The organism is Cupriavidus sp. 05L411 (assembly GCF_056398045.1).
Window position 1 is genome coordinate 1 of record NZ_JBFTOQ010000025.1, and the last position, 21,149, is coordinate 21,149.

The following is a 21,149-nucleotide window of genomic DNA, read 5'->3' on the forward strand; positions in this document are numbered from 1 at the left end:
ATACGACATCCCCCTGCGGGGGCTGCCGGTCACTCTTCTTTGCGTCGGCAAAGAAGACTAACGAGAAGAAAGCCGACCCTGCCGGGGGCAGAGCAATCAGGCTTATGTGGGGCGGTGGTTTCGTCGTACGGCCCGGAGTGTTGGCTAGCGTATCCTACCGGCCCGAAGGACATCACTTCTGCATGACCCATGGGTTACGTCGTGCAGCCCCTGACCTCGCTTGCGGTGCCCGTTCCCACATCTGCCGTTCGCGGGGCGAAGTGCTGCGCCGTTTCGGGTGTGGCTGGTTCCGTGGTTTTGTCTCGGAGGGCAAGCGTCGTGGGTGTGAGCACGGCCCTGCAAACCGGGCCACGGTGCCCACCACGAAGCCGGAGGAGTTGATAGCAAGGCGCCGCTCGCGCCGGTACGGCAGGGCATCAACTGGCCGGGCGCCCGCCGCCAGAGACAAAACCACGAAACCACCAAGGCAGGCGGGATCGTGGTGCTGCGCACCGCGAACGGCAGATGCCCGAACGCGCACCGCGCAAAGCGATCAGGGGCACCACCACGTGACCATCGGGTCATGCATTTACGATGCCCTCCAAGCCGGTATGGCAAAGGCTAGCCAACACTCCGGGCCGTACGACGAAACCACCGCCCCACATAAGCCTGATTGCTCTGCCCCCGGCAGGGTCGGCTTTCTTCTCGTTAGTCTTCTTTGCCGACGCAAAGAAGAGTGACCGGCAGCCCCCGCAGGGGGATGTCGTATATCTGCGCATGCGCCTTGATCTCGTCGGCGGTATCGAGCTTGATACCCTTGGCGGCGCTCGGCATCATCTTTGGCGCCGCGGCATGGCACTGGATGCAGCGCGAATTGATGACTTCCTGCACCTGGGTGAAGCTCACCTGCACGGGAGCCGCACCGTCCTTGCTGGCGACCACCTCACGCGGCACCGGCGCGATCATCACCGCGACCACCGCCAGCACGGCCACGCCGGCAGCCGGCCACGCGACGTTGATCTTGCCCTTGTGCTTGAGGATGAAGAACTGGCGAATCAGCACGCCGGCCAGCATGATCAGCACCAGCACGGCCCAGTTGTACTTGTAGCTGTAGGTCATGCTGTAGTGGTTCGACAGCATGGCGAACAGCACCGGCAGCGTGAAGTACGTGTTGTGCACGCTGCGCTGCTTGGCGTTCTTGCCATGCACCGGATCCACCGGATCGCCCGCGCGCAGCGCGGCAACCACCTTGCGCTGCCCCGGGATGATCCACACCAGCACGTTGGCGCTCATGATGGTCGCGATCATCGCGCCGGTCAGCAGGAATGCCGCGCGGCCCGAGAACACGTGGCAGGCCACGAACGCGGCCAGCGCCACGTAGATCGCCACCAGGATGCCGACGGTGCGGTCGCTCTTGCCGAACACGCGGCAGATGCAGTCGTACACCAGCCAGCCCACGCCAAGATACGACAGCGCAAACCCGATCGCCGCGCCCGGCGACATGTCCATCACGTTCTTGTCGATCAGGAACGTGCTGGCGTTGAACAGGTACAGCACCACCAGCAGGCCGAAGCCAGTCATCCAGGTGGAATACGACTCCCAGTAGAACCAGTGCAGGTTCTCCGGCAGCGTCTTGGGCGCGCTCAGGTATTTCTGCGGGTTGTAGAACCCGCCGCCATGCACCGCCCACAGTTCACCGCCCACGCCCTTCTCCTGCAGGTCGGGGTCGTCGGGACGGGTCAGGCTGTTGTCCAGCCAGACGAAATAGAACGAGGAACCGATCCACGCGATCGCTGTGATGACGTGCACCCAGCGCAGCAGCAGATTGGCCCAGTCGAGAATATAGCCTTCCATGTCTTGTCTCCTTTATTGCCCGTTGCCGCGCTTAGCTGCCACGGTAGGTCGAGTACGACCAGGGGGAGACCAGCAGCGGCACGTGGTAATGCGCGCTGGTGTCGGCAATGCCGAAACGCAGCGTCACCACGTCGAGGAAAGCCGGCTCGGGCAGCTTGGTGCCCTGGGTGCGGAAGTAATCGCCGGCGCCGAATTCGAGTTCGTACACCCCGACCGCCATGGTGTCGCCTTCCAGCAGGGGCTGGTCGCAACGGCCATCGTGGTTGGTGACGACTGTCTTCAGCGTCTCCTTACGATTGTCGACAATTTTATGCAGGGTAATCGACATGCCGGCGCCGGGCGTGCCGGCTGCGGTGTCGAGTACATGTGTGGTCAAGCGTCCCATCCTGTTATTCCTTAGGGCTTTGGGTTGTGAGAGGCGCCGCTGCCTTCACTAGCACCATTTGTGGGAATGGTGCCCGCTCGGTACGTATTTCTAACGCATCCCGGCGCTGGACTGATGCATGGCGACAATGCTTCGCACCACTCCGGATGGCAACTCAGGAATTACCCTGAGTTGTCGAAAACCTAGCTCGGTTTTGTTGACAATATTGCCGTGCTAACCAAATAATTGTCAACAATTTTTGGGGCGCGCCACCTTGCTTCACCCCGCTTACACGGCGCGCTGCTCCCCTCCTCACCGATACGCTGGTGCCAAGATGTCCAAGAGTCTCAAGCTGATCGCCGGTGCCGATGACACCGCCGCCCCGACCGAAATCAAGCCCGCGCGCAAGGGTTCCGTCGAGGAGCGCATGTATCACGAGATCTATGACGCGATCATGGAGCACCGTCTGCCCCCGCGCACCAAGCTGACCGAGCACTCGCTGTGCGAAATCTATGCCACCGCGCGCCACACAGTGCGCAAGGTGCTGGCGCACCTTGCCGCCGACGGCATGGTGGACCTGGAGCCTAACCGCGGCGCCTTCATCGCCAGCCCCTCCACCGACGAGGCGCACGACATGTTCGAGCTGCGCCAGATGCTGGAGCGCGCGGTGCTGGAGAAGCTCGCCGGCATGCGCGACGTCAAGCGCGTGATCGCGCCGCTGCGCAAGATGGTGCAGGCCGAGCGCCAGGCCTTCCTCACCAATGAGCGGCCCAAGTGGATCCGCCTGTCGGCCGAGTTCCATACCGCGCTGGCCGAGCTTTCGGGCAACGCGCTGCTGGTCACCATGATGCGCCGGCTGGTGTCGCGCACCACGCTGATGATCGCCAGCGTCGAGGCGCCGGGCAATAACGCCTGCTCCTTCGACGAACACGAAGAGATCCTCGACGCACTGGAACAGGGCGATGCCGCCCTGGCCCAGAGCCGCATGGCGCACCATCTCGGCGCTTGCGCCGACCGCGTGCAGCCCGATGAACYGGGCAATTTCGATCTTCGCAGCGTGCTGGGTCACTCCACCTAGCAGGTTGTTCCCGCTGCCAACCTGCGGCCAAGGCCCGATTCCTGCTCATGAGAAACGCGTCCCCGACGATGCGCGAAGCCGGAGTCACATACCGAGAGCCACCCCGCCCGGCAGCGTTCCCATCAAATCCAAAGGAGAGGAGACACATCCATGACTAGCGCTAGCACCACGGTCACAACGGACCAAACCAACGAGCGGCTGCCTTCGGGCCGGCTGCTTGCGCTCGGCCTGCAGCACGTGCTGGTGATGTATGCCGGTACCGTCGCGGTGCCGCTGATCATCGGCGGCGCGCTCAAGCTGCCCAAGGATCAGCTCGCCTTCCTGATCAATGCCGACCTGTTCGCGGCGGGCCTGGCCACGCTGATCCAGGCTTTCGGCTTCTGGAAGTTCGGCATCCGCATGCCGGTCATGATGGGAGTGACCTTTGCCTCGGTGGCGCCGATGATTGCCATCGGCTCCGACCCCAACGTGGGCCTGCTGGGCATCTACGGCGCGGTGATTGCCGCAGGGGTGTTCGGCATCCTGGTGGCGCCGCTGATGGGACGCATGCTGGGGCTGTTCCCGCCTGTCGTCACCGGCACGGTGATCACGCTGATCGGGGTGTCGCTGATGCGGGTGGGCATCAACTGGGCGGCCGGCGGCCAGCCCACCACCCGTGCCGTGATCGACGGCGTGGTCAAGGATGTGCCAAACCTCGCCTATGGCGACCTGGGCAACCTGGGCATCGCGGCGCTGGTGCTGGTGGCGATCCTGTTGCTGAGCAAGTATGGCCGCGGCCTGATCTCCAACTGCGCGGTGCTGCTTGGCATCGTGATCGGCACCCTGGTGGCGATGGCGCTGGGCAAGGTTTCCTTCGAAGGCCTTAGCGACGCCAGCGCGATCGCGCTGATCACGCCGCTGCACTTCGGCATCCCGACCTTCGACCTTCCGGCCATCCTGTCGATGTGCGTGGTGATGCTGATCACGCTGGTGGAATCCACCGGCATGTTCCTCGCGCTGGCCGACATCACCGGCAAGCGCCTGTCCAACGAGGACCTGACCCGCGGCCTGCGCGCGGACGGCCTTGGCACCGTGATCGGCGGCGTGTTCAACACCTTCCCCTACACCTCGTTCTCGCAGAACGTGGGCCTGGTGACGGTGACCGGCGTGCGCTCGCGCTATGTGGCGGTGGCCGGCGGCATCATCCTGATCGGGCTGGGCCTGTTCCCGAAGATGGCGCACATCGTGGCCTCGGTGCCGCAGTTCGTGCTCGGCGGCGCGGGCATCGTGATGTTCGGCATGGTGGCCGCCACCGGCATCCGCATCCTGGGCTCGTGCGATTTCAACCGCAACCGTTTCAACCTGTTCATCGTCGCCATCTCGATCGGCTTTGGCATGATCCCGACGCTGGCGCCGACCTTCTTCCAGTACCTGCCCAAGTGGACCGACCCGTTCACCCACAGCGGCATCGTGCTGGGCACCATCGTGGCAGTCGTGCTCAACGTCTTCTTCAACGGCATCCAGTCGCGTGAAGAAGCCATGCGCAACGCCGCGGCCAACTCGCACGGCACGGAATAAGTCCAGCCGGCGGCGGCCGGCGCAGTTTCCTGAAGAACCATGACCCTGATGACAAGCCACAACTATCCACGCGATCTGATCGGTTACGGCAGCCAGCCGCCGCACGCCCGCTGGCCGGGCGGCGCGCGCATTGCGCTGCAGTTCGTCCTCAACTACGAAGAGGGCGGCGAAAACAACGTGCTGCACGGCGATGCCGGCTCCGAGCAGTTCCTCTCCGAGATCATCGGCGCGGCGGCTTACCCCGACCGCCACATGAGCATGGAGGGCGTGTACGAGTACGGCTCGCGCGCCGGCGTCTGGCGCATCCTGCGCGAGTTCGAGCAGCGCGGGCTGCCGCTGACCATCTTCGGCGTGTCAATGGCGCTGCAGCGCCATCCCGAGCTGACCCGGGCGTTCGTCGAACTCGGCCATGAGATCGCCTGCCACGGCTGGCGCTGGATCCATTACCAAGGCATGGATGAAGCCACCGAGCGCGAGCACATGCGCATCGGCATGCAGATCATCAAGGAACTGACCGGCTCGCTGCCGCTGGGCTGGTACACCGGCCGCGACAGCCCCAACACGCGCCGCCTGGTGGTGGAGCACGGCGGGCTGCTGTACGACTCGGACTACTACGGCGACGACCTGCCCTTCTGGACCGAGGTGGAAGTCACCGGCGGCGAAAAGAAGCCCCACCTGGTGGTGCCCTATACGCTCGACTCCAACGACATGCGCTTTGCCACGCCGCAAGGCTTCAACACCGGCGAGCAGTTCTTCCAGTACCTCAAGGACGCCTTCGACGTGCTCTACGCCGAGGGCGATCCGCAGGGGCTGGACCGCCCCAAGATGCTGTCGGTCGGCATGCACTGCCGCCTGCTGGGCCGCCCGGGCCGCATGCGCGGGCTGCAGCGCTTTCTCGACTACGTGCAGGGACACGACAAGGTCTGGATCAGCCGGCGCGTGGATATCGCGCGCCACTGGGCCGAAACCCATCCCTACTCCGCACAGAACCACGCATAAGCCGAACGATAAGCCGAACCATAAGCCGAACCATGAGCCAGACCTACACCCTCGACCAACTCAACGCCATGCCGGCCGCCGACTTCATCCAGGCGCTCGGCGGCATCTATGAACACTCCGCGTGGGTGGCGCAAGCCGCCGCCACGCAGCGCCCCTTCGCCCATGCTGCCGCACTGGCCGACGCCATGCGCGCCATCGTGGACGGCGCGGGCGATGCCGCCCAGATCAAGCTGGTGCGCGCCCACCCGGAGCTGGCCGGCAAGGCCGCCGTGCGCGGCGAGCTGACCGCCGAATCCACCCGCGAGCAAAGCGGCGCCGGCCTGGACCAGTGCTCCGCGGCGCAGTTCGAGCAACTGCAGTCGCTCAACCGCCAGTACAACGAGAAATTCGGCTTCCCCTTCATCCTGGCGGTGCGCGGCTACGACCGCGCCGGCATCATCGGCGAGTTCGCAAGGCGCGTGAACAACGAACCGGCCGCAGAGTTGCAAACTTGCATCAACCAGATCCACCGCATTGCGCAATTCCGCCTGAACGACTTAGTATCCGGCTGAGCCAAAAAAGCAGCGGGTTCGTTAGCCCTGCCATACCTCTGATTTACCGCTGACTTACCCACGCTGCTGTAACGGGCATTGCCCGGACCGAGCCCAGGTCCGGCGCCTGCCCGGCACGAAAAAAACACCAGAGCTAATAGAACCCGTCAGGGACCCAGTACACAGAGAACGCAACGGATCAACCACGGAGAAACCCACAATGCATAAGCAGATCAAGCCGGCCCTCAAGCTGGCAGCGATGGCGGCAGCCCTTTTCAGCGGCGCGGCCATGGCGCAATCCAGCGTCACGCTGTACGGCCAGGCCGACATGTTCGTCGGCGGTGTCAAGAACGTCGGCGCTGCCAACCGCGCCTATGTCGCCAATTCGGGCGGCATGCAGACCTCGTACTGGGGCATCAAGGGCACCGAAGACCTCGGCGGCGGCACCAAGGCCATCTTCGACCTGAACGGCTTCTTCCGCACCGACAGTGGCTCCTCGGGCCGCTTCAACGGCGACTCGATGTTCAGCCGCAATGCATTCGTGGGCCTGCAGAACGACAAGCTGGGCACCATCAAGCTGGGCCGCAACACCACGCCTTACTTCGTGTCGACCATCCTGTTCAACCCGCTGGTCGACTCCTACGTGTTCTCGCCGATGGTGTTCCACACCTATTTCGGCGCCTCCACGGCCCGCGTGAACGACCCGGGCATCATCGGCGATTCGGGCTGGAACAACTCGCTGCTGTACTCCACGCCGAACTTCGGCGGCCTGACCGCCAACGTGATCTACTCGTTCGGCGAGAAAGCTGGCGCCACCGGCCAGAACAAGTGGGGCGGCAACCTGATGTACTTCAACGGCCCGTTCGCTGCCACGCTGGCCTTCCAGCAAGTCAAGTTCGACAGCACGCCGGGTGACGTGACCGCATCGACCAGCCCGCTGCTGGTCGGCTTCAGCAAGCAAAATGCGGTGCAGGGCGGCGTGAGCTACGACTTCAAGATCGTCAAGCTGTTCGCGCAAGGCCAGTACATCAAGTCGGACATCAACAACAACGTCAACGGCGACATCAAGCACACCAACGGCCAGGTCGGCGTTTCGGTGCCGGTCGGCAATGGCAATATCCTGGCGTCCTACGCCTACGACAAGACCAAGAACTCGGTCGCGGACTTCAAGCGCAACACGGTGGCGGTCGCTTACGACTACAACCTGTCCAAGCGCACCGACGTCTACGCCGCTTACTTCTACGACAAGATCACCGACCTGTCGCACGGCGACACCTTCGGTGTGGGCCTGCGCCACAAGTTCTGACGCTTTCCCCTTGTCAGCGGGAACGGCTACCCGCCCAACCCGCCCAACCCGCCCTTGTGGCGGGTTTTTTCATGCCCCGCCAACGCGCCGTGCTCAGGCGGCAAGCGGGCTCCCGGCGATGAAGTCCACAAAGGCCCGGAGCTTGGGTGACAGCTGGCGGCTGGACGGCCACAGCACCCGCAGCATCGTGCGGTCCTGGTTGTAGTCGTCCAGCACGCTGACAAGCGTGCCATCGTCGAGCTGGCGCCGGATGGAAATATCCGGCACGCAGGCGATGCCCAGGCCCTGCTCGGCGAAGCACACCTGCGGCTCCAGCGTGTTGGTCACCATGCTGGCCTGCCGCTCGACCCCGATCCCGGCCGGCTGCCCATCGCGGCACAGCGGCCACGGCTGCAGCTTGCCGGTGGTGGGGTAGCGATACAGCAGGCGGTCATGGCGGGCGAGATCCTCGGGCTCCCGCGGCAGCCCCGCTCGCCGGAAATAATCCGGCGAGCCGACCATCACCAGCCGGAACGAGCCGATGGTGCGCGACATCAAGCGGGAATCGTTGGGCTCTCCCGTGCGGATCACCGCATCGAAGCCCTCCTCGATCACCTCCACCAGCCGGTCCGTGCAATCGATCTCCAGTTCGACCTCGGGATAAAGCCGCTTGAATTCGGCGAGCCGGTTCATGAACGGGGTGCCGATCGACGGCAGGCTGATCCTCAGCTTGCCGCGCGGCGCGCTCTGCGTCTGCGAGAGTTCCATTTCCGCCGCCTCGACCTCGCCAAGGATGCGCCGGCAGCGCTCGAGAAACAGCGCGCCCTCCGGGGTCAGGCTGACGTTACGGGTGGAGCGATGGAACAGCCGCACGCCGAGGCGCGCCTCCAGCCGCACGATTGCCTTGCTGACCGCCGAGGACGAGATGCCCAGCTGCTGGCCCGCCACGGTGAAGCTGCGGGCTTCCCCGGCCCTGACGAACACGCCAAGCGAACCCAGGCTATCCATTGCCGACCTCCCGATGATGGCTTCGATGGCTTCGATGTCTTCGATGACTGACAGATTTGATTGCTGACTTATCTGTCAGATATGTTTGGAACTATAGCCCATTGTTCATTAGTCCCGCACAGACAATACTCGCCCCATTCTGTTGCCCGGGAAATGGGAAGAAATGAGAAGAATCAACATGCTGACAATGAACAACACCGCGGCCGCAGGCACGGACCGCCTGCCGCTGCCGGCCCTGCTTGCGCTTGCCATGGCGGGATKCCTGACGCTGCTCACGGARACCATCCCCGCCGGCATGCTCTCCCGCATCAGCGARGGGMTGGGSGTATCCGAGGCGCTCGCGGGCCAGTTCGTGAGCCTCTACGCCATCGGCTCGCTGGTGGCGGCCATCCCGCTCACGGCGGCCACGCAAGGCTGGCGCCGCCGGCCTTTGCTGCTGGCCGCGCTGGCCGGGCTGCTGGTCTTCAATACGCTCACCGCGCTGGCACCCGGCTACGTGGTGGCACTGGCGGCGCGCTTCCTGGCAGGCATGGCGGGCGGCCTGATCTGGGGCATGCTCGCGGGCTATGCGCGGCGCATGGTGCCGGATCACCTCAAGGGCCGCGCACTGGCCGTGGCCGGCGTCGGCGCGCCGCTGGCGCTGTGCCTGGGCATGCCGTTCGGCACGCTGCTGGGCAACACGCTGGGCTGGCGCGCCGCGTTTGGCGCGATGTCGGTCCTGGCGCTGGCCGTGATGGCGTGGGTCGCGCTGAGAGCGCCGGATTACCCTGGCCAGGCGGCGGGCAAGCGCATGCCGGTGCGCCGGGTGTTCTCGACCCCGGGCGTACGGCCAGTCCTGGCCGTACTGGCCTTGTGGGTAATGGCCCACAACATTCTCTACACCTATGTCATGCCCTTTCTTGTGCCAGCCGGGCTGGCCGGGCAGGTGGATATCGTGCTGCTGGTGTTCGGCGTGGCGTCGCTGGGCGGCGTGTGGGTCAGCGGCCTGCTGATCGACCGCATGCTGCGCGTGCTGGTGCTGGCAAGCCTTGCGCTGTTCGCCATGGCCTCGCTGGCGCTCGCCATCGGCGGCAGCCATCCGGTCGTGGTCTATCTGGCCGTCGTGACCTGGGGCCTGACCTTCGGCGGCGCCCCCGCCTTGCTGCAGACCGCATCCGCCGAGGCGGCAGGGCCCGGCGCCGATGTCGCGCAATCGATGCTCGTCACCACCTGGAACCTCGCCATCGCAGCCGGCGGCATCGTCGGCGGCGTCCTGCTGGAAACGCACGGCGTCGGCGCGTTCCCGTGGGCGCTGCTTGTCTTGCTGGTTGTGGGGCTGTTGATTGCGTGGGCCTCGCGCGGGCATGGGTTCCCGGCGCGGCCCGGCGTAGCCTAGCGCGCGGCGCTGAGAGCGCTAGGGATTCTTGAGCCGTCGCCCGGGCTTGGGCGGCGGCGCCTGCAGGCTCACCAGCAACCGCCCGAACTCGCGCGCGGCCGGCGTCTTCTCGCCGTCGCTCCAGATCAGCGCAAAATCCGCTGCCGGCAGCGCCGGCAAGCCGTACTGGCCATCGACCACCTTCATCCCCGGCTTCAGGTCGCCGCGGATTTGCACCGAGGCGCCGAGCCCCGCCAGTACCGCAGTGCGGATGCCCTCCTGGCTTGGCGACGTAAACGCCACGTGCCACGGTATGGAGGTGCCCTCCAGTGCCGCCACGCCCACCTGCCGGTTGACGCACGGCGAGGGCGACAGCGCGAGCGGCAACGACGCACCCGGGGCGATCTCGAAGGCCTGGGCGGCGGCCCACACGAACTGCGTGTGCTGCAACACCGTGCCGCCCTCCCCGCCTGGCGCCGCCAACACCACGGCAAGATCCAGTTCGCCGGCCTTGATCATCGCGCGCAAGTCCAGGTACGTGCCCACGTTCACATCGAGACGCACCGCGGGGAATGCCCGGGCGAACCGCGACAGCAGTTGCGGCAGCCGCTCGCCCAGGAAGGTTTCCGGCACGCCGAAGCGCACCACGCCGCAAACGGGAGAGGGCTGGAACCGGCGCGAAAGTGCATCGAGCGAGGCCAGGATCTGCTCCGCGTGCTGGAGAAAATCGTTGCCGTCCTCGGTCAGGGTCAGGGTGCGCGTCGTGCGGTGCAGCAGCGGCCGGCCCACCTGCTCTTCGAGCCGCCGGATCTGATGGCTGACCGCGGACTGCGTCAGGTGCAGCCGCTGCGCCGCGCGCGTGAAGCCGCCGGTTTCCTTGACGGCGACAAAGGCCCGCAGCAGTGTCGGATCGAAATCCATGGTCCCTTATTTATGATGAACGCTAATGAATTGGAAGAAATTAGATCATTTCTATCATAGCGAGGACTCGCCCACAATGTGCGCCAAGACCGGCGTCGAGCACGACGCCATCCGTTCCCCGCAACCGGATTCGCCTGGAAAGCACCCTCGATGCACCTCACTCATTCCCGTAAAAACCAAATGGCATTGGCCGCCGTCTGCCTGGCCGCGCTGATGTTCGGCCTGGAGATTTCCAGTGTGCCGGTCATTCTGCCCACCCTTGAGCACGTCCTGCACGGCGGCTTCGGGGACATGCAATGGATCATGAATGCCTACACCATCGCCTGCACCACGGTGCTGATGGCGGCCGGCACGCTGGCCGACCGCTTTGGCCGCAAGCGCATGTTCATCCTCGGCATTGCCTTGTTCGGCATCGCCTCCCTGATCTGCGGCCTGGCGCAAAGCGCCGCCTTGCTGATTGCCAGCCGGTTCCTCCAGGGCATGGCCGGCGGCGCGATGCTGATCTGCCTGGTGGCGATCCTGTCGCATCAGTTCCAGGAAGGCAAGGAGCGCAGCAAGGCCTTTGGCGCATGGGGCATCGTGTTCGGGATCGGCCTGGGTTTCGGGCCCATCGTGGGCGGCATGATCGTTGCCGTATCCAGCTGGCAATGGGTGTTTCTGGTTCACGTGCTGCTGGCCATCCTGACCCTGGCGCTGGTCTTCGCGGGCGTGGAAGAGTCGCGCGATCCGCAGGCGGGCAAGCTCGATATCGCGGGCATCGTCACGCTGTCGCTGGCCGTTTTCGGCCTGGCCTACCTGATCACGCAGGGGCCGGAGGCCGGGGTTTCCCGCGCCGCCGCGATCGGCATGACGGCCGCGACGGCGGCCAGCTTCGTGGCTTTCCTGATTGCGGAAAAACGCAATCCGCATCCGATGTTCGATGTTTCGGTGTTCCACAGCCGGGACTTCTCGGGCGCACTGCTTGGCTCCATGGGCATGAACTTCAGCTTCTGGCCGTTCATGATTTACCTGCCGCTTTATTTCCACGGCGGCCTGGGCTACGGCAGCGTGGCCGCCGGTTTGTCCTTGCTGGCTTACACGCTGCCCACGCTGTTGTTTCCGCCGCTGGGAGAGCGGCTTGCGTTGCGCTACGGGGCCGGCAGGGTCATTCCCCTGGGCTTGTTCACGATCGGGCTGGGCTTCATGCTGATGAAGCTCGGCAGCAGCCTGGCGCAGGCAAGCTGGCTGACCCTGCTGCCGGGTTCGCTGCTGGCCGGCATTGGCCTGGGCATCACCAACACGCCGGTGACCAACACCACCACCGGCTCGGTCCCCAGCAGCCGCGCCGGCATGGCCTCCGGCATCGACATGAGCGCGCGGATGATCTCGCTGGCGGTCAATATCGCGTTGATGGGATTCATCCTGATCGCAGGGATCTCTGCGTATCTGAAGCGTGCCTTTCCGGGGGCGTTCGATGCATTGCAGTTGCGCGTGCTGGCGCAGCGCATCGCCGCGGGCAACCTGGATGCGCCCGGTGACGCCTTCGCGCAACTGCCCGCCCTGGACGCGTCCGGCGCCGCGCTGCATGCGGCGCTGGTCCATGGCTTTGGCTGGGTGATGCTGTACGGCGGGATTGGCGCCTGGGTCCTCGCCTTGCTCAGCCTGATGATGTTCGCCCCCGGCAAACGAGGGCGTCAGGCGGTTGCCGATTCCGCGGGCCGCTGCGCCTAGAAGTCCCCCTGCGGCGGCTACCTGACGCAGGGGGATGCCCAGTACGCTCAGCCGCCGCCCCGGGTTGGCACGCCGGCGATGGCCCAGGCCGACGATTCACGCCGTGCCGGGCATGGAATCGCACACGCCTTGCGCCCCGCGAACTCGCTGGCCACGCGGGCCAGGTCGATCTCCCAGCCGCGCGCTTCGAGCGCCTTGAGCGTCTTGCGAAAGGCGATCTGCAAGCCGTCCGAGCGCACCGACACTTCCTCCTGCCAGTCGTCGGGCGTGTGCTGGGGGCAAACCCGGGACAGCACGGCATGGTCCTGCTCGAAGATGCGCAGATTGCTGCGGCGGGTGCGCGCGTCAAGCAGCGCGCTCTTCATGAAGGTACGTCCCATCATCCACAGGGTGCGCGTGCGTTTGGCGTCGACCGGCAGGTGCGCCGAGACGATGCGGATCTCCCAGCCGGGACGGGGCTCAAGCCGCAGCGTGGTGCACGGCCCGGAGAAGTGGTAGCCCGGCGTGGTGTAGACCGGCACCCGGCCACCCGCTGCCCCGCGGGCGAGCCACGCCGGCCATGAGCGGCGCCGCGGGCGGTACATGCGCATGCGCGCCTCGCCCTGCCACTCGCCTGCCTCCACCGTGAAGTCGTCGATCTCGGGATGCGCGGGGTCGCCGAAAGCCGTGCCATGCACGAATGGCGCGTGGGCAAAATCCAGGCCGTTCTCCATCACGCGGTCCCAGCTGGCTTCCCAGTCGAAATGCCCGCGCACCAGCCGGAAACGGGGATCCTCGGCCCAGGACAGATCCGGCAGCGGTGGCCGCTCCGCCGGCGGCAGGTCACCCAGGAAGGCCCAGACCCAGCCAAAACGCTCCACCGTCGGGTAAGCGTCCACCCGTGCCCGGGTGGGCACCCGCAGTCCCGGCTGGGCCGGGATATGCGTGCAGATGCCGTTGCCGTCGTAGCGCCAGCCGTGGTACGGGCACGCCACGTCGCCGGCCACCACGCGGCCATGGCTGAGCGAGCCCCCCCGGTGCGCGCAAACGTCGGACAGCACACAGGCCAGGCCGGCGCTATCGCGAAACAGCACCAGCTTCTGGCCAAGCGCGGTCACCATGACAGGCTCGGCACGCACATCCGTTGAATGGCCCAGCACATACCAGAGATTCTCTAGCATCGGGATTGCCTTGAGGATGGCATTGAGGATGGCCCCGGGGTCGCCAGGTTCGCGGGACTGCCCTGGCGCCGAGGGGAGCCTCGCCGCCGGATCGCGGCGCGCCGCACCATGGCGGTTCGACCGGATTGGGCGCCGCTGGTTTCGGCAGTGCCGCGACGCAGCATGGATTTGCTGCGGTGCGATAGAGGCAAACTACCGGAATTCGGGATCGAAAGCCGCTGCTTAATAGGGCGATTCAATTGGCGGGCTTGCGCCTGCGTGCCTAGATTTAGGTTCCAGGCAACAAGACGGCAACGGACGAGGTGACTCATGCGGCGTGATGCAAAGACCCGGTCGGAGTTGATGGCCATCCTGAACCAGTTCCTCAACAACAACCCGGAGTGCGGCGAGTGCGAACTGCATGCCATGCGAGTTCACCAGCCTGACCACACCGGTTGCAACTGGAGCGCGGAAGTCGATTTCCCGCGCGAAGAGGAGGACCATTTGCCAACCCGGCTGGCCGCGGCCAAATCCATCATCGTCGTGATGCGCGAGCAGTACAACATGCTGCAATAGCGGCGATAGCGGCAATAGCGGCAACGGAATCAGGGCAGGACAGGTTTTCCGGGCCGGCGGAACTGCTTCACAAGCCGGTCAAAAAAAACGGGGCTCCAAAGGAGCCCCGTTTGCTTGCTGACAAGGCTGGATCTGCGTTGCCGTGCTCCCTGCCGTGCTCCCCTCTCCCGCGTGCGGGAGAGGGGCTGGGGGAGAGGGCGGGCGCTCGTTTCGCCTGCGTGCTGAAAACACCACGGGCTTTGCTTGAAGCGGCTCCTAGCTAAGCCACCCCTCTCCCCGGCCCTCTCCCCCTGAGGGGAGAGGGAGAGACAGCCGTCGTCATGGCGCGCGGCCTTGGCCTGTCCAGCTGCTTCGGCTAATACCCCAGGTTTGTCATCAGTCTGACGGGGCTCCAAAGGAGCCCCGTTTTCATTGGGCGGCGGCCGGCAAGCCGGCCGCGCCGCCGGATCAGCGCACCGCGTTGGCTTCGGCCACCGCTACCGCCGTCATGTTGACGATGCGGCGGGTGGTAGCTTGCGGGTTGAGAATGTGCACCGGCTTGGCCGCGCCCAGCAGGATCGGGCCAATGGTGACGCCTTGCCCGCCCGTGATCTTGAGCAGGTTAAAAGCGATATTGGCCGCATCCAGCGTCGGCATGACCAGCAGGTTGGCGCTGCCGGCCAGCTTGGTGCCCGGCAGGAAGTGACGGCGCACGTCCTCGACCAGGGCGGCGTCGCCCTGCATCTCGCCTTCCACTTCCAGGTGCGGCGCCTCGCGGGCCAGGATCTCATGGGCCGCGCGCATCTTCTTGGCCGACGGGCGGTCCGACGAGCCGAACATCGAGTGCGACATCAGCGCCACCTTCGGATGCTGGCCAAAACGCGCGATTTCCTCGGCGGCCAGCTGCGTGATGGCGGCGAGTTCCTCGGCGGTGGGATCGTCGTTGACGAAGGTGTCGGTGATGAACAGCGTGTACTTCTCGAGCATCAGCGCGTTCATCGCGGCGAACACCTTGGCGCCCGGCGCCAGGCCAATCACGTCCCGCACATGCTCCAGGTGGGCTTCGAAGCGGCCCACGGTGCCGCACAGCATCGCGTCGGCGTCGCCCATATGCATCAGCATGGTGCCGATCAGCGTATTGGAGCGGCGCAGCATCACCTTAGCCACGTCCGGCGTGACGCCGTCGCGGCCGCGCAGGGCGTGGTAGGCCTCGTGGTAGGCACGGTAGCGCGGGTCGTCTTCCGGGTTGATCAGCTCGAAGTCCGTGCCGGCCTTCAGGCGCAGGCCTGCCTTGTCGATGCGCATCTGGATCACGTGCGGGCGGCCGATCAGGATCGGACGGGCCAGGCCTTCGTCCACCACGGTCTGCACCGCGCGCAGCACGCGCTCTTCTTCACCCTCGGCATAGACCACGCGCTTGGGCGCGGCCTTGGCTGCCGTGAACACCGGCTTCATGATCAGGCCGGTGTGGTAGACGTACTGGGTGAGCTGCTGGCGGTAGGCTTCCAGGTCCTTGATCGGACGGGTGGCCACGCCGGACTCCTCGGCGGCCTTGGCCACCGCCGGCGCGATCTTCTCGATCAGGCGCTGGTCGAACGGCGTCGGGATGATGTAGTCCGGGCCGAACTTCAGTTCCTGGCCACCGTAGGCGGCGGCAACGGCGTCGTTCAGCTCGGCTTCAGCCAGGTCTGCGATAGCCTTGACGCAGGCCAGCTTCATGGCTTCCGTGATCTTGGTGGCGCCGCAATCCAGCGCGCCACGGAAGATGTACGGGAAGCACAGCACGTTGTTGACCTGATTCGGGTAGTCCGAGCGGCCGGTGGCGATGATGCAGTCCGGGCGCGCGGCCTTGGCCACTTCCGGGCGGATTTCCGGCTCGGGGTTGGCCAGCGCCAGGATGATGGGCTTGTCGGCCATGGTCTTGACCATCTCGGCGGTCAGCACGCCGGCGGTCGAGCAGCCCAGGAACACGTCGGCGCCGTTGACGATGTCGGCCAGGGTGCGGTTCGAGGTGTCTTGCGCGTAGCGCGCCTTGTTGGGTTCCATGTTGGCGTCGCGGCCCACATAGATCACGCCCTTGGAGTCCACCACCGAGATGTTCGAGCGGGTCACGCCCAGGCTCACCATGGTGTCCAGGCAGGCGATGGCCGCGGCGCCAGCGCCGGAGACCGCCAGCTTGACCTTGGCGATATCCTTGCCGACCACCTTCAGGCCGTTGAGCAGCGCCGCGCCCGAGATGATGGCGGTGCCGTGCTGGTCATCGTGGAAGACGGGGATGTTCATGCGCTCGCGCAGCTTCTTCTCGATGTAGAAGCACTCGGGCGCCTTGATGTCTTCGAGGTTCACGCCGCCGATCGTCGGCTCCAGCGCGGCCACGATCTCGACGATCTTGTCCGGGTCGTGCGCATCGAGCTCGATGTCGAACACGTCGATGCCGGCGAACTTCTTGAACAGGCAGCCCTTGCCCTCCATCACCGGCTTGCCGGCCAGGGGACCGATGTCGCCCATGCCGAGCACGGCGGTACCGTTGGTGATCACTGCCACCAGGTTGCCACGCGAGGTGTACTCGGCGGCCATCGCGGGATCCTTGGCGATCTCCTCGCAGGCGTAGGCCACGCCCGGGGAGTAGGCCAGGGACAAGTCGCGCTGGTTGGACAGCGCCTTGGTCGCGTTTACCTGGATCTTGCCCTTGGTCGGGCTGCGGTGGTATTCCAGCGCGGCCAGGCGCAATTGCGCTTCAGGACTGTTGGGGGCATGTTGCGGTGCATCACCGCCGGTCTTGCTGGTCATTATGCTCGTCCAGGAAGTGGCCCTGCCAGTGCCCGCCGAGGCTGCGCCGGTCGTATCCGGCGTGGCTTGCCGGAATCTTCCATTGCAGCTTTCAAAGACGGGCTCCGGCGGCTCGGGCCGAAAAATCGAGCCGTCATTCTAGCTCACCCAAGCCCGGCGCGAAGCCCCTCCCACTGGGGCATCCGGGGATTTAAGGCTTTTCGCCGGGCAATTCAGTTTTTACCGCCGCACAGGCAATGTCTTGCTTGTGGCTTGCTTGTGGCTCTCCACCTGCTACTTGTCATTCGGGTCCAGCGGCAATGTCACCCGCCTTGGCCGGCCACTCTCCGCAGGGAACTGCACGAAGGCGCTGCGGATCAGGTAAGGCATCGCTGCCTGCAGGGACGCCCCCTCTGCGCGGTGGTTCGCCGTGACCTGGTAGACCCGGCGGCCGCTGGCGGCATCCTTGAAGAACACGCGCAGCGTGGACTGGGTGACCGGCACATCGCGCACCGTGGTCACCGGCGGCCAGTATCCCGGGCCACCCCAGCCGTACGGGCCCCAGGGGCGGTAGTAAGGCCCCCAGTAAGGGCCGGGATAAAAGCCGGGGCCCCACGGGTCAACGTAGTTGGTCTCCTGGATCCGCATCAGCCGCGAGTTGCTGTCGTATTCCATGCTGACCAGGTAATGCGCCTGTGGCCGGGCCACCTGCTCGAAGCCGATTCCGGAGAGCGCCTGCGCCAGCCACTGCTCATAGGTCTGGTCCTCGAGCTGCGTCTCCTGGCCGCCGGTGCGATCGAAGGCATAGGTGCGTGGCGGATCGTTCTGCCAGTCGCCCTGGCGGAAGGCCGTCACCTCGGTGGTGACGGTGCTGGCGCAGCCGGACAGCAGCGCCACGCCGAGCAGCGCCGCGCTCGCCATCAGGCGGCCGCCGCGCCAGCCTTCGCCGGCTATCCGGCCCCAATCCTTACCAAGCTTCGCCAGCTTCCCGAGCGTCGCCAGCCATCGTTTCGGCATCATGCCCCTCATCGATTCGTTGTCCATTGTGTGACTCAGACCGTGCCGGGACGGCGGAATTCCGCCGCGATCCGCCACCGGCGCCGCGCGCCCGAGCCGGGGCGCCCGCGCTTGGCTACAATGGGTTCTTCAGTGCCGTGGCACGCGGCCCGGCAGCGGCTCCCACCCTGCCCGCCTGCCGTGACCATGGCGACCTTGCCGCCCCAAGTGGCCCTCAGAGGACAGGATTCCTTCATGCTGCGCACCGACACGCCCGTTACCGTCCATCGCAAAGACTATACTCCGCCGGCCTTCGCTTTTGAGCACGTCGACCTCACGCTCGAGCTCGACCCGGCGCGCACGGTGGTCACCAATATCCTGCGCTTCACGCGCCAGGCACCCGGCCCGCTGGTGCTGGCGGGCGAGGCACTGGAGCTCGTCGGGGTCCGCCTCGACGGCAAGCCGCTGGAAGGTGCGCAGCAGACGCCCGACAGCCTGACGCTGCCCGAGCTGCCCGCGCAAGGCACGCTGGAAATCGTCACCGCCTGCCAGCCGGCCGCCAACACGTCGCTGTCCGGCCTCTACGTTTCCAACGGCAACTTCTTTACCCAGTGCGAGGCCGAGGGCTTCCGCAAGATTACCTATTACCTGGATCGCCCCGACGTGATGTCGACCTTCCGGGTCACGTTGCGCGCGCAGCGCGCGGCCTATCCGGTGCTGCTGTCCAACGGCAACCTGATCAGCGAGCGCGAGCTGCCGGACGGCCGCTTTGAGGCAGTCTGGGAAGACCCGTTCAAGAAGCCCGCTTACCTGTTCGCGCTGGTGGCCGGCAAGCTGGAATGCATCGAGGAGCGGATCCTGTCCGCTTCCGGCAAGGAGAAATTGCTGCAGGTCTGGGTGGAGCCGCAGGACCTGCCCAAGACCCGCCACGCCATGGATTCGCTGATCCACTCGATCCGCTGGGACGAGCAGCGCTTCGGCCTGGAGCTGGACCTCGACCGCTTCATGATCGTCGCCGTGGGCGACTTCAACATGGGCGCGATGGAGAACAAGGGCCTCAACATCTTCAACACCAAGTACGTGCTGGCCAACGCCCAGACCGCCACCGATGCCGATTTCGGCAATATCGAATCCGTGGTCGGGCATGAGTACTTCCACAACTGGACCGGCAACCGCGTGACCTGCCGCGACTGGTTCCAGCTCTCGCTCAAGGAAGGCCTGACGGTGTTCCGCGACCAGGAATTCTCGGCCGACATGATGGGCTCCGAATCCGGGCGCGCGGTCAAGCGCATTGAGGACGTGCGCATGCTGCGCCAGGTACAGTTCCCCGAGGATGCCGGCCCCATGGCGCATCCGGTGCGCCCCGACAACTACGAGGAAATCAACAACTTCTACACGGTGACGGTGTACGAGAAAGGCGCCGAGGTCGTGCGCATGTACCAGACCCTGCTAGGCCGCGACGGTTTCCGCAAGGGCATGGACCTGTACTTCCAGCGCCACGACGGCCAGGCCGTGACCTGCGACGACTTCCGCGCCGCCATGGCCGACGCCAACGGCCGCGACCTGACCCAGTTCGGCCGCTGGTACAGCCAGGCCGGCACGCCGGTGGTCGCGGTGCGCACCGCGTGGGATGCAGCCACCGGCACCCTGGCGCTGACGCTGTCGCAAACGAGTCCCAAGGTCGGCATCGAAACCCGCCCCGGCACGCCGGACAAGCTGCCCTTCCATATCCCCTTCGCACTGGGCCTGATCGACGCCAGCGGCACCGACCTTGCGCTGCAGCTCGAAGGCGAGAGCCAACCCGGCGCCACCACGCGCGTGCTGGATTTCACCGAGGCCGAGCAGACCTTCCGCTTCATCAACCTGCCGCGCGGTGCCAAGCCGCCGCTGGCGTCGCTGCTGCGCGACTTCTCCGCGCCGGTCATCATCGATGCCGAGTACAGCGAAGCGCAGCTGACCTTCCTGCTCGCGCACGACAGCGATCCGTTCAACCGCTGGGAGGCCGGCCAGCGCCTGACCACGCGCGCGCTGCTGCAACTGGTGGCCCAGAGCCAGGCCGGCCGCGAGCTCCAGCTCGACCCGGCGCTGGTGGCCGCGCTGCGCACCGTGCTCAACGACCAGCAGCTCAGCCCCGCCTTCCGCGAGCAGGCCCTGACGCTGCCGGCCGAGGCTTACCTCGCCGAGCGCATGGGCGTGGCCGATCCGGCCGCCATCCATCGCGCCCGCCAGTTCATGCGCGAGGCGCTGGCGCGCGCGCTCAAGGCCGACTGGCTGGCCGCGTTCGAGGCCAACGCCACGCCGGGCGCCTACAGCCCCGATGCGGTGTCCGCCGGCAAGCGCGCGCTGCGCAACCTGGCGCTGAGCTACCTGGCCGACAGCGGCGACGCCGCCATGCAGGCGCTGGCAGAAGCGCAATACAAGGCCGCCGACAACATGACGGACCGCTTCGCCGCGCTCAGCGCCATGGTCAACACCTTTGCCCCCGGCCGCGAGGCCGCGCTGGCCGATTTCTACCAGCGCTTCGAGCAAGACCCGCTGGTGATCGACAAATGGTTCTCGCTGCAAGGCACGCAGCGCGGCACCATGGGGCCGCAAAGCGCCGGCCACAAAGGCAAGCACACCATCGACACGGTGCGCGCGCTGATGCAGCACCCCGCTTTCAACCTGCGCAACCCCAACCGCGCGCGCTCGCTGATCTTCAGCTTCTGCGCGGCCAACCCGGCCCAGTTCCATGCCGAGGATGGCTCGGGCTACGCCTTCTGGGCCGAGCAGGTGCTGGCGCTGGACGCCATCAACCCGCAAGTGGCGTCCCGCCTGGCGCGGGTGATGGATCGCTGGCAGAAGTACGCCCTGCCGCTGCGCGACCGCATGCGCGCCGCGCTGGAACAGGTGGCGGCGGCCAGCGAGCTGTCCCGCGATGTGCGCGAGATCGTGAGCAAGGCGCTGGCGCCGTAAGGCAGCGCCGGGCTGGCCGGGGCGCGGCTGGCAGCACCGCGCCCAGGCCAGCCCGACAGTACCCCACAGGCCGGTGGCATTGGCCTGGCGGGCTGG

The 21,149-nt window shown here is 66.0% G+C and carries 16 protein-coding genes; 9 read left to right on the top strand and 7 right to left on the bottom strand.

The features are described 5' to 3' along the window. Positions 1 to 687: 687 nt before the first annotated feature. Positions 688 to 1,833 (bottom strand): urate hydroxylase PuuD, encoded by a 1,146-nt coding sequence (locus AC1DQR_RS25355; protein ID WP_477134012.1) that lies wholly within the window; start codon positions 1,831 to 1,833, stop codon positions 688 to 690. A gap of 31 nt (positions 1,834 to 1,864) precedes the next feature. Continuing rightward, positions 1,865 to 2,218 (bottom strand): hydroxyisourate hydrolase, encoded by a 354-nt coding sequence (uraH, locus tag AC1DQR_RS25360; RefSeq protein WP_477134013.1) that lies wholly within the window; start codon positions 2,216 to 2,218, stop codon positions 1,865 to 1,867. Between the two features lie 313 nt (positions 2,219 to 2,531). Here uraH and AC1DQR_RS25365 point away from each other — a divergent pair, with 313 nt between their 5' ends. The 5 genes from AC1DQR_RS25365 to AC1DQR_RS25385 all read left to right on the top strand — a co-directional run bounded on the left by AC1DQR_RS25365 (position 2,532) and on the right by AC1DQR_RS25385 (position 7,667). Then, positions 2,532 to 3,275, top strand: a complete 744-nt coding sequence (locus tag AC1DQR_RS25365) for a GntR family transcriptional regulator (protein WP_477134014.1) — start codon at positions 2,532 to 2,534, stop codon at positions 3,273 to 3,275. A gap of 150 nt (positions 3,276 to 3,425) precedes the next feature. Further along, positions 3,426 to 4,832, top strand: a complete 1,407-nt coding sequence (locus AC1DQR_RS25370) for a nucleobase:cation symporter-2 family protein (RefSeq protein WP_043344656.1) — start codon at positions 3,426 to 3,428, stop codon at positions 4,830 to 4,832. Positions 4,833 to 4,880: 48 nt separating this feature from the next. Beyond that, positions 4,881 to 5,831, top strand: coding sequence for an allantoinase PuuE (gene puuE / locus AC1DQR_RS25375; RefSeq protein WP_477134038.1), 951 nt, complete (start codon positions 4,881 to 4,883; stop codon positions 5,829 to 5,831). A gap of 32 nt (positions 5,832 to 5,863) precedes the next feature. Beyond that, a complete protein-coding gene (gene uraD / locus AC1DQR_RS25380; protein WP_309408741.1) occupies positions 5,864 to 6,382 on the top strand; it encodes a 2-oxo-4-hydroxy-4-carboxy-5-ureidoimidazoline decarboxylase in 519 nt (172 codons plus the stop codon). Between the two features lie 199 nt (positions 6,383 to 6,581). Next, the gene (locus tag AC1DQR_RS25385) at positions 6,582 to 7,667 is read left to right on the top strand and encodes a porin (RefSeq protein ID WP_477134015.1); all 1,086 of its coding nucleotides are present in this window, start codon (positions 6,582 to 6,584) and stop codon (positions 7,665 to 7,667) included. Positions 7,668 to 7,760: 93 nt separating this feature from the next. On the opposite strand, the gene AC1DQR_RS25390 is transcribed toward AC1DQR_RS25385, so the two are convergent. Next, positions 7,761 to 8,654 carry a LysR family transcriptional regulator gene (locus AC1DQR_RS25390; RefSeq protein ID WP_416047956.1) on the bottom strand — a complete coding sequence of 298 codons (894 nt, stop codon included), beginning with the start codon at positions 8,652 to 8,654 and terminating at the stop codon, positions 7,761 to 7,763. A 178-nt stretch (positions 8,655 to 8,832) separates the two neighbouring features. On the opposite strand from AC1DQR_RS25390, the gene AC1DQR_RS25395 reads away from it, so the two are divergent. Further along, positions 8,833 to 10,029, top strand: a complete 1,197-nt coding sequence (locus tag AC1DQR_RS25395) for an MFS transporter (RefSeq protein ID WP_477134016.1) — start codon at positions 8,833 to 8,835, stop codon at positions 10,027 to 10,029. A gap of 18 nt (positions 10,030 to 10,047) precedes the next feature. On the opposite strand, the gene AC1DQR_RS25400 is transcribed toward AC1DQR_RS25395, so the two are convergent. Continuing rightward, positions 10,048 to 10,929 carry a LysR substrate-binding domain-containing protein gene (locus AC1DQR_RS25400; protein WP_477134017.1) on the bottom strand — a complete coding sequence of 294 codons (882 nt, stop codon included), beginning with the start codon at positions 10,927 to 10,929 and terminating at the stop codon, positions 10,048 to 10,050. Positions 10,930 to 11,109: 180 nt separating this feature from the next. On the opposite strand from AC1DQR_RS25400, the gene AC1DQR_RS25405 reads away from it, so the two are divergent. Beyond that, positions 11,110 to 12,639 (top strand): MFS transporter, encoded by a 1,530-nt coding sequence (locus AC1DQR_RS25405; RefSeq protein ID WP_416047953.1) that lies wholly within the window; start codon positions 11,110 to 11,112, stop codon positions 12,637 to 12,639. 47 nt (positions 12,640 to 12,686) lie between these two features. Here AC1DQR_RS25405 and AC1DQR_RS25410 read toward each other — a convergent pair whose 3' ends face one another. Next, complete coding sequence (locus AC1DQR_RS25410) at positions 12,687 to 13,799, bottom strand: aromatic ring-hydroxylating dioxygenase subunit alpha (RefSeq protein WP_477134018.1); 1,113 nt, start codon at positions 13,797 to 13,799, stop codon at positions 12,687 to 12,689. Between the two features lie 309 nt (positions 13,800 to 14,108). Here AC1DQR_RS25410 and AC1DQR_RS25415 point away from each other — a divergent pair, with 309 nt between their 5' ends. Further along, entirely contained in the window at positions 14,109 to 14,354 is a 246-nt protein-coding gene (locus tag AC1DQR_RS25415) for a hypothetical protein (protein ID WP_043344643.1), read from the top strand. A 447-nt stretch (positions 14,355 to 14,801) separates the two neighbouring features. Here AC1DQR_RS25415 and AC1DQR_RS25420 read toward each other — a convergent pair whose 3' ends face one another. Together AC1DQR_RS25420 and AC1DQR_RS25425 are read right to left on the bottom strand one after the other, a co-directional pair. Then, the gene (locus AC1DQR_RS25420; RefSeq protein WP_416047951.1) at positions 14,802 to 17,123 is read right to left on the bottom strand and encodes an NADP-dependent malic enzyme; all 2,322 of its coding nucleotides are present in this window, start codon (positions 17,121 to 17,123) and stop codon (positions 14,802 to 14,804) included. 273 nt (positions 17,124 to 17,396) lie between these two features. Then, entirely contained in the window at positions 17,397 to 18,023 is a 627-nt protein-coding gene (locus AC1DQR_RS25425; protein WP_416050450.1) for a DUF4136 domain-containing protein, read from the bottom strand. 330 nt (positions 18,024 to 18,353) lie between these two features. On the opposite strand from AC1DQR_RS25425, the gene pepN reads away from it, so the two are divergent. After that, entirely contained in the window at positions 18,354 to 21,053 is a 2,700-nt protein-coding gene (pepN, locus tag AC1DQR_RS25430; protein WP_477134019.1) for an aminopeptidase N, read from the top strand. Positions 21,054 to 21,149: the final 96 nt, after the last annotated feature.

Bases quoted from the DNA above. Each gene is read 5' to 3' on its own strand.
- AC1DQR_RS25355 (WP_477134012.1), bottom strand. From the start codon at position 1,833: ATGGAAGGCTATATTCTCGACTGGGCCAATCTGCTGCTGCGCTGGGTG.
- uraH (WP_477134013.1), bottom strand. From the start codon at position 2,218: ATGGGACGCTTGACCACACATGTACTCGACACCGCAGCCGGCACGCCC.
- AC1DQR_RS25370 (WP_043344656.1), top strand. From the start codon at position 3,426: ATGACTAGCGCTAGCACCACGGTCACAACGGACCAAACCAACGAGCGG.
- puuE (WP_477134038.1), top strand. From the start codon at position 4,881: ATGACAAGCCACAACTATCCACGCGATCTGATCGGTTACGGCAGCCAG.
- uraD (WP_309408741.1), top strand. From the start codon at position 5,864: ATGAGCCAGACCTACACCCTCGACCAACTCAACGCCATGCCGGCCGCC.
- AC1DQR_RS25385 (WP_477134015.1), top strand. From the start codon at position 6,582: ATGCATAAGCAGATCAAGCCGGCCCTCAAGCTGGCAGCGATGGCGGCA.
- AC1DQR_RS25390 (WP_416047956.1), bottom strand. From the start codon at position 8,654: ATGGATAGCCTGGGTTCGCTTGGCGTGTTCGTCAGGGCCGGGGAAGCC.
- AC1DQR_RS25400 (WP_477134017.1), bottom strand. From the start codon at position 10,929: ATGGATTTCGATCCGACACTGCTGCGGGCCTTTGTCGCCGTCAAGGAA.
- AC1DQR_RS25405 (WP_416047953.1), top strand. From the start codon at position 11,110: ATGGCATTGGCCGCCGTCTGCCTGGCCGCGCTGATGTTCGGCCTGGAG.
- AC1DQR_RS25410 (WP_477134018.1), bottom strand. From the start codon at position 13,799: ATGCTAGAGAATCTCTGGTATGTGCTGGGCCATTCAACGGATGTGCGT.
- AC1DQR_RS25415 (WP_043344643.1), top strand. From the start codon at position 14,109: ATGCGGCGTGATGCAAAGACCCGGTCGGAGTTGATGGCCATCCTGAAC.
- AC1DQR_RS25420 (WP_416047951.1), bottom strand. From the start codon at position 17,123: ATGACCAGCAAGACCGGCGGTGATGCACCGCAACATGCCCCCAACAGT.
- AC1DQR_RS25425 (WP_416050450.1), bottom strand. From the start codon at position 18,023: ATGGCGAGCGCGGCGCTGCTCGGCGTGGCGCTGCTGTCCGGCTGCGCC.
- pepN (WP_477134019.1), top strand. From the start codon at position 18,354: ATGCTGCGCACCGACACGCCCGTTACCGTCCATCGCAAAGACTATACT.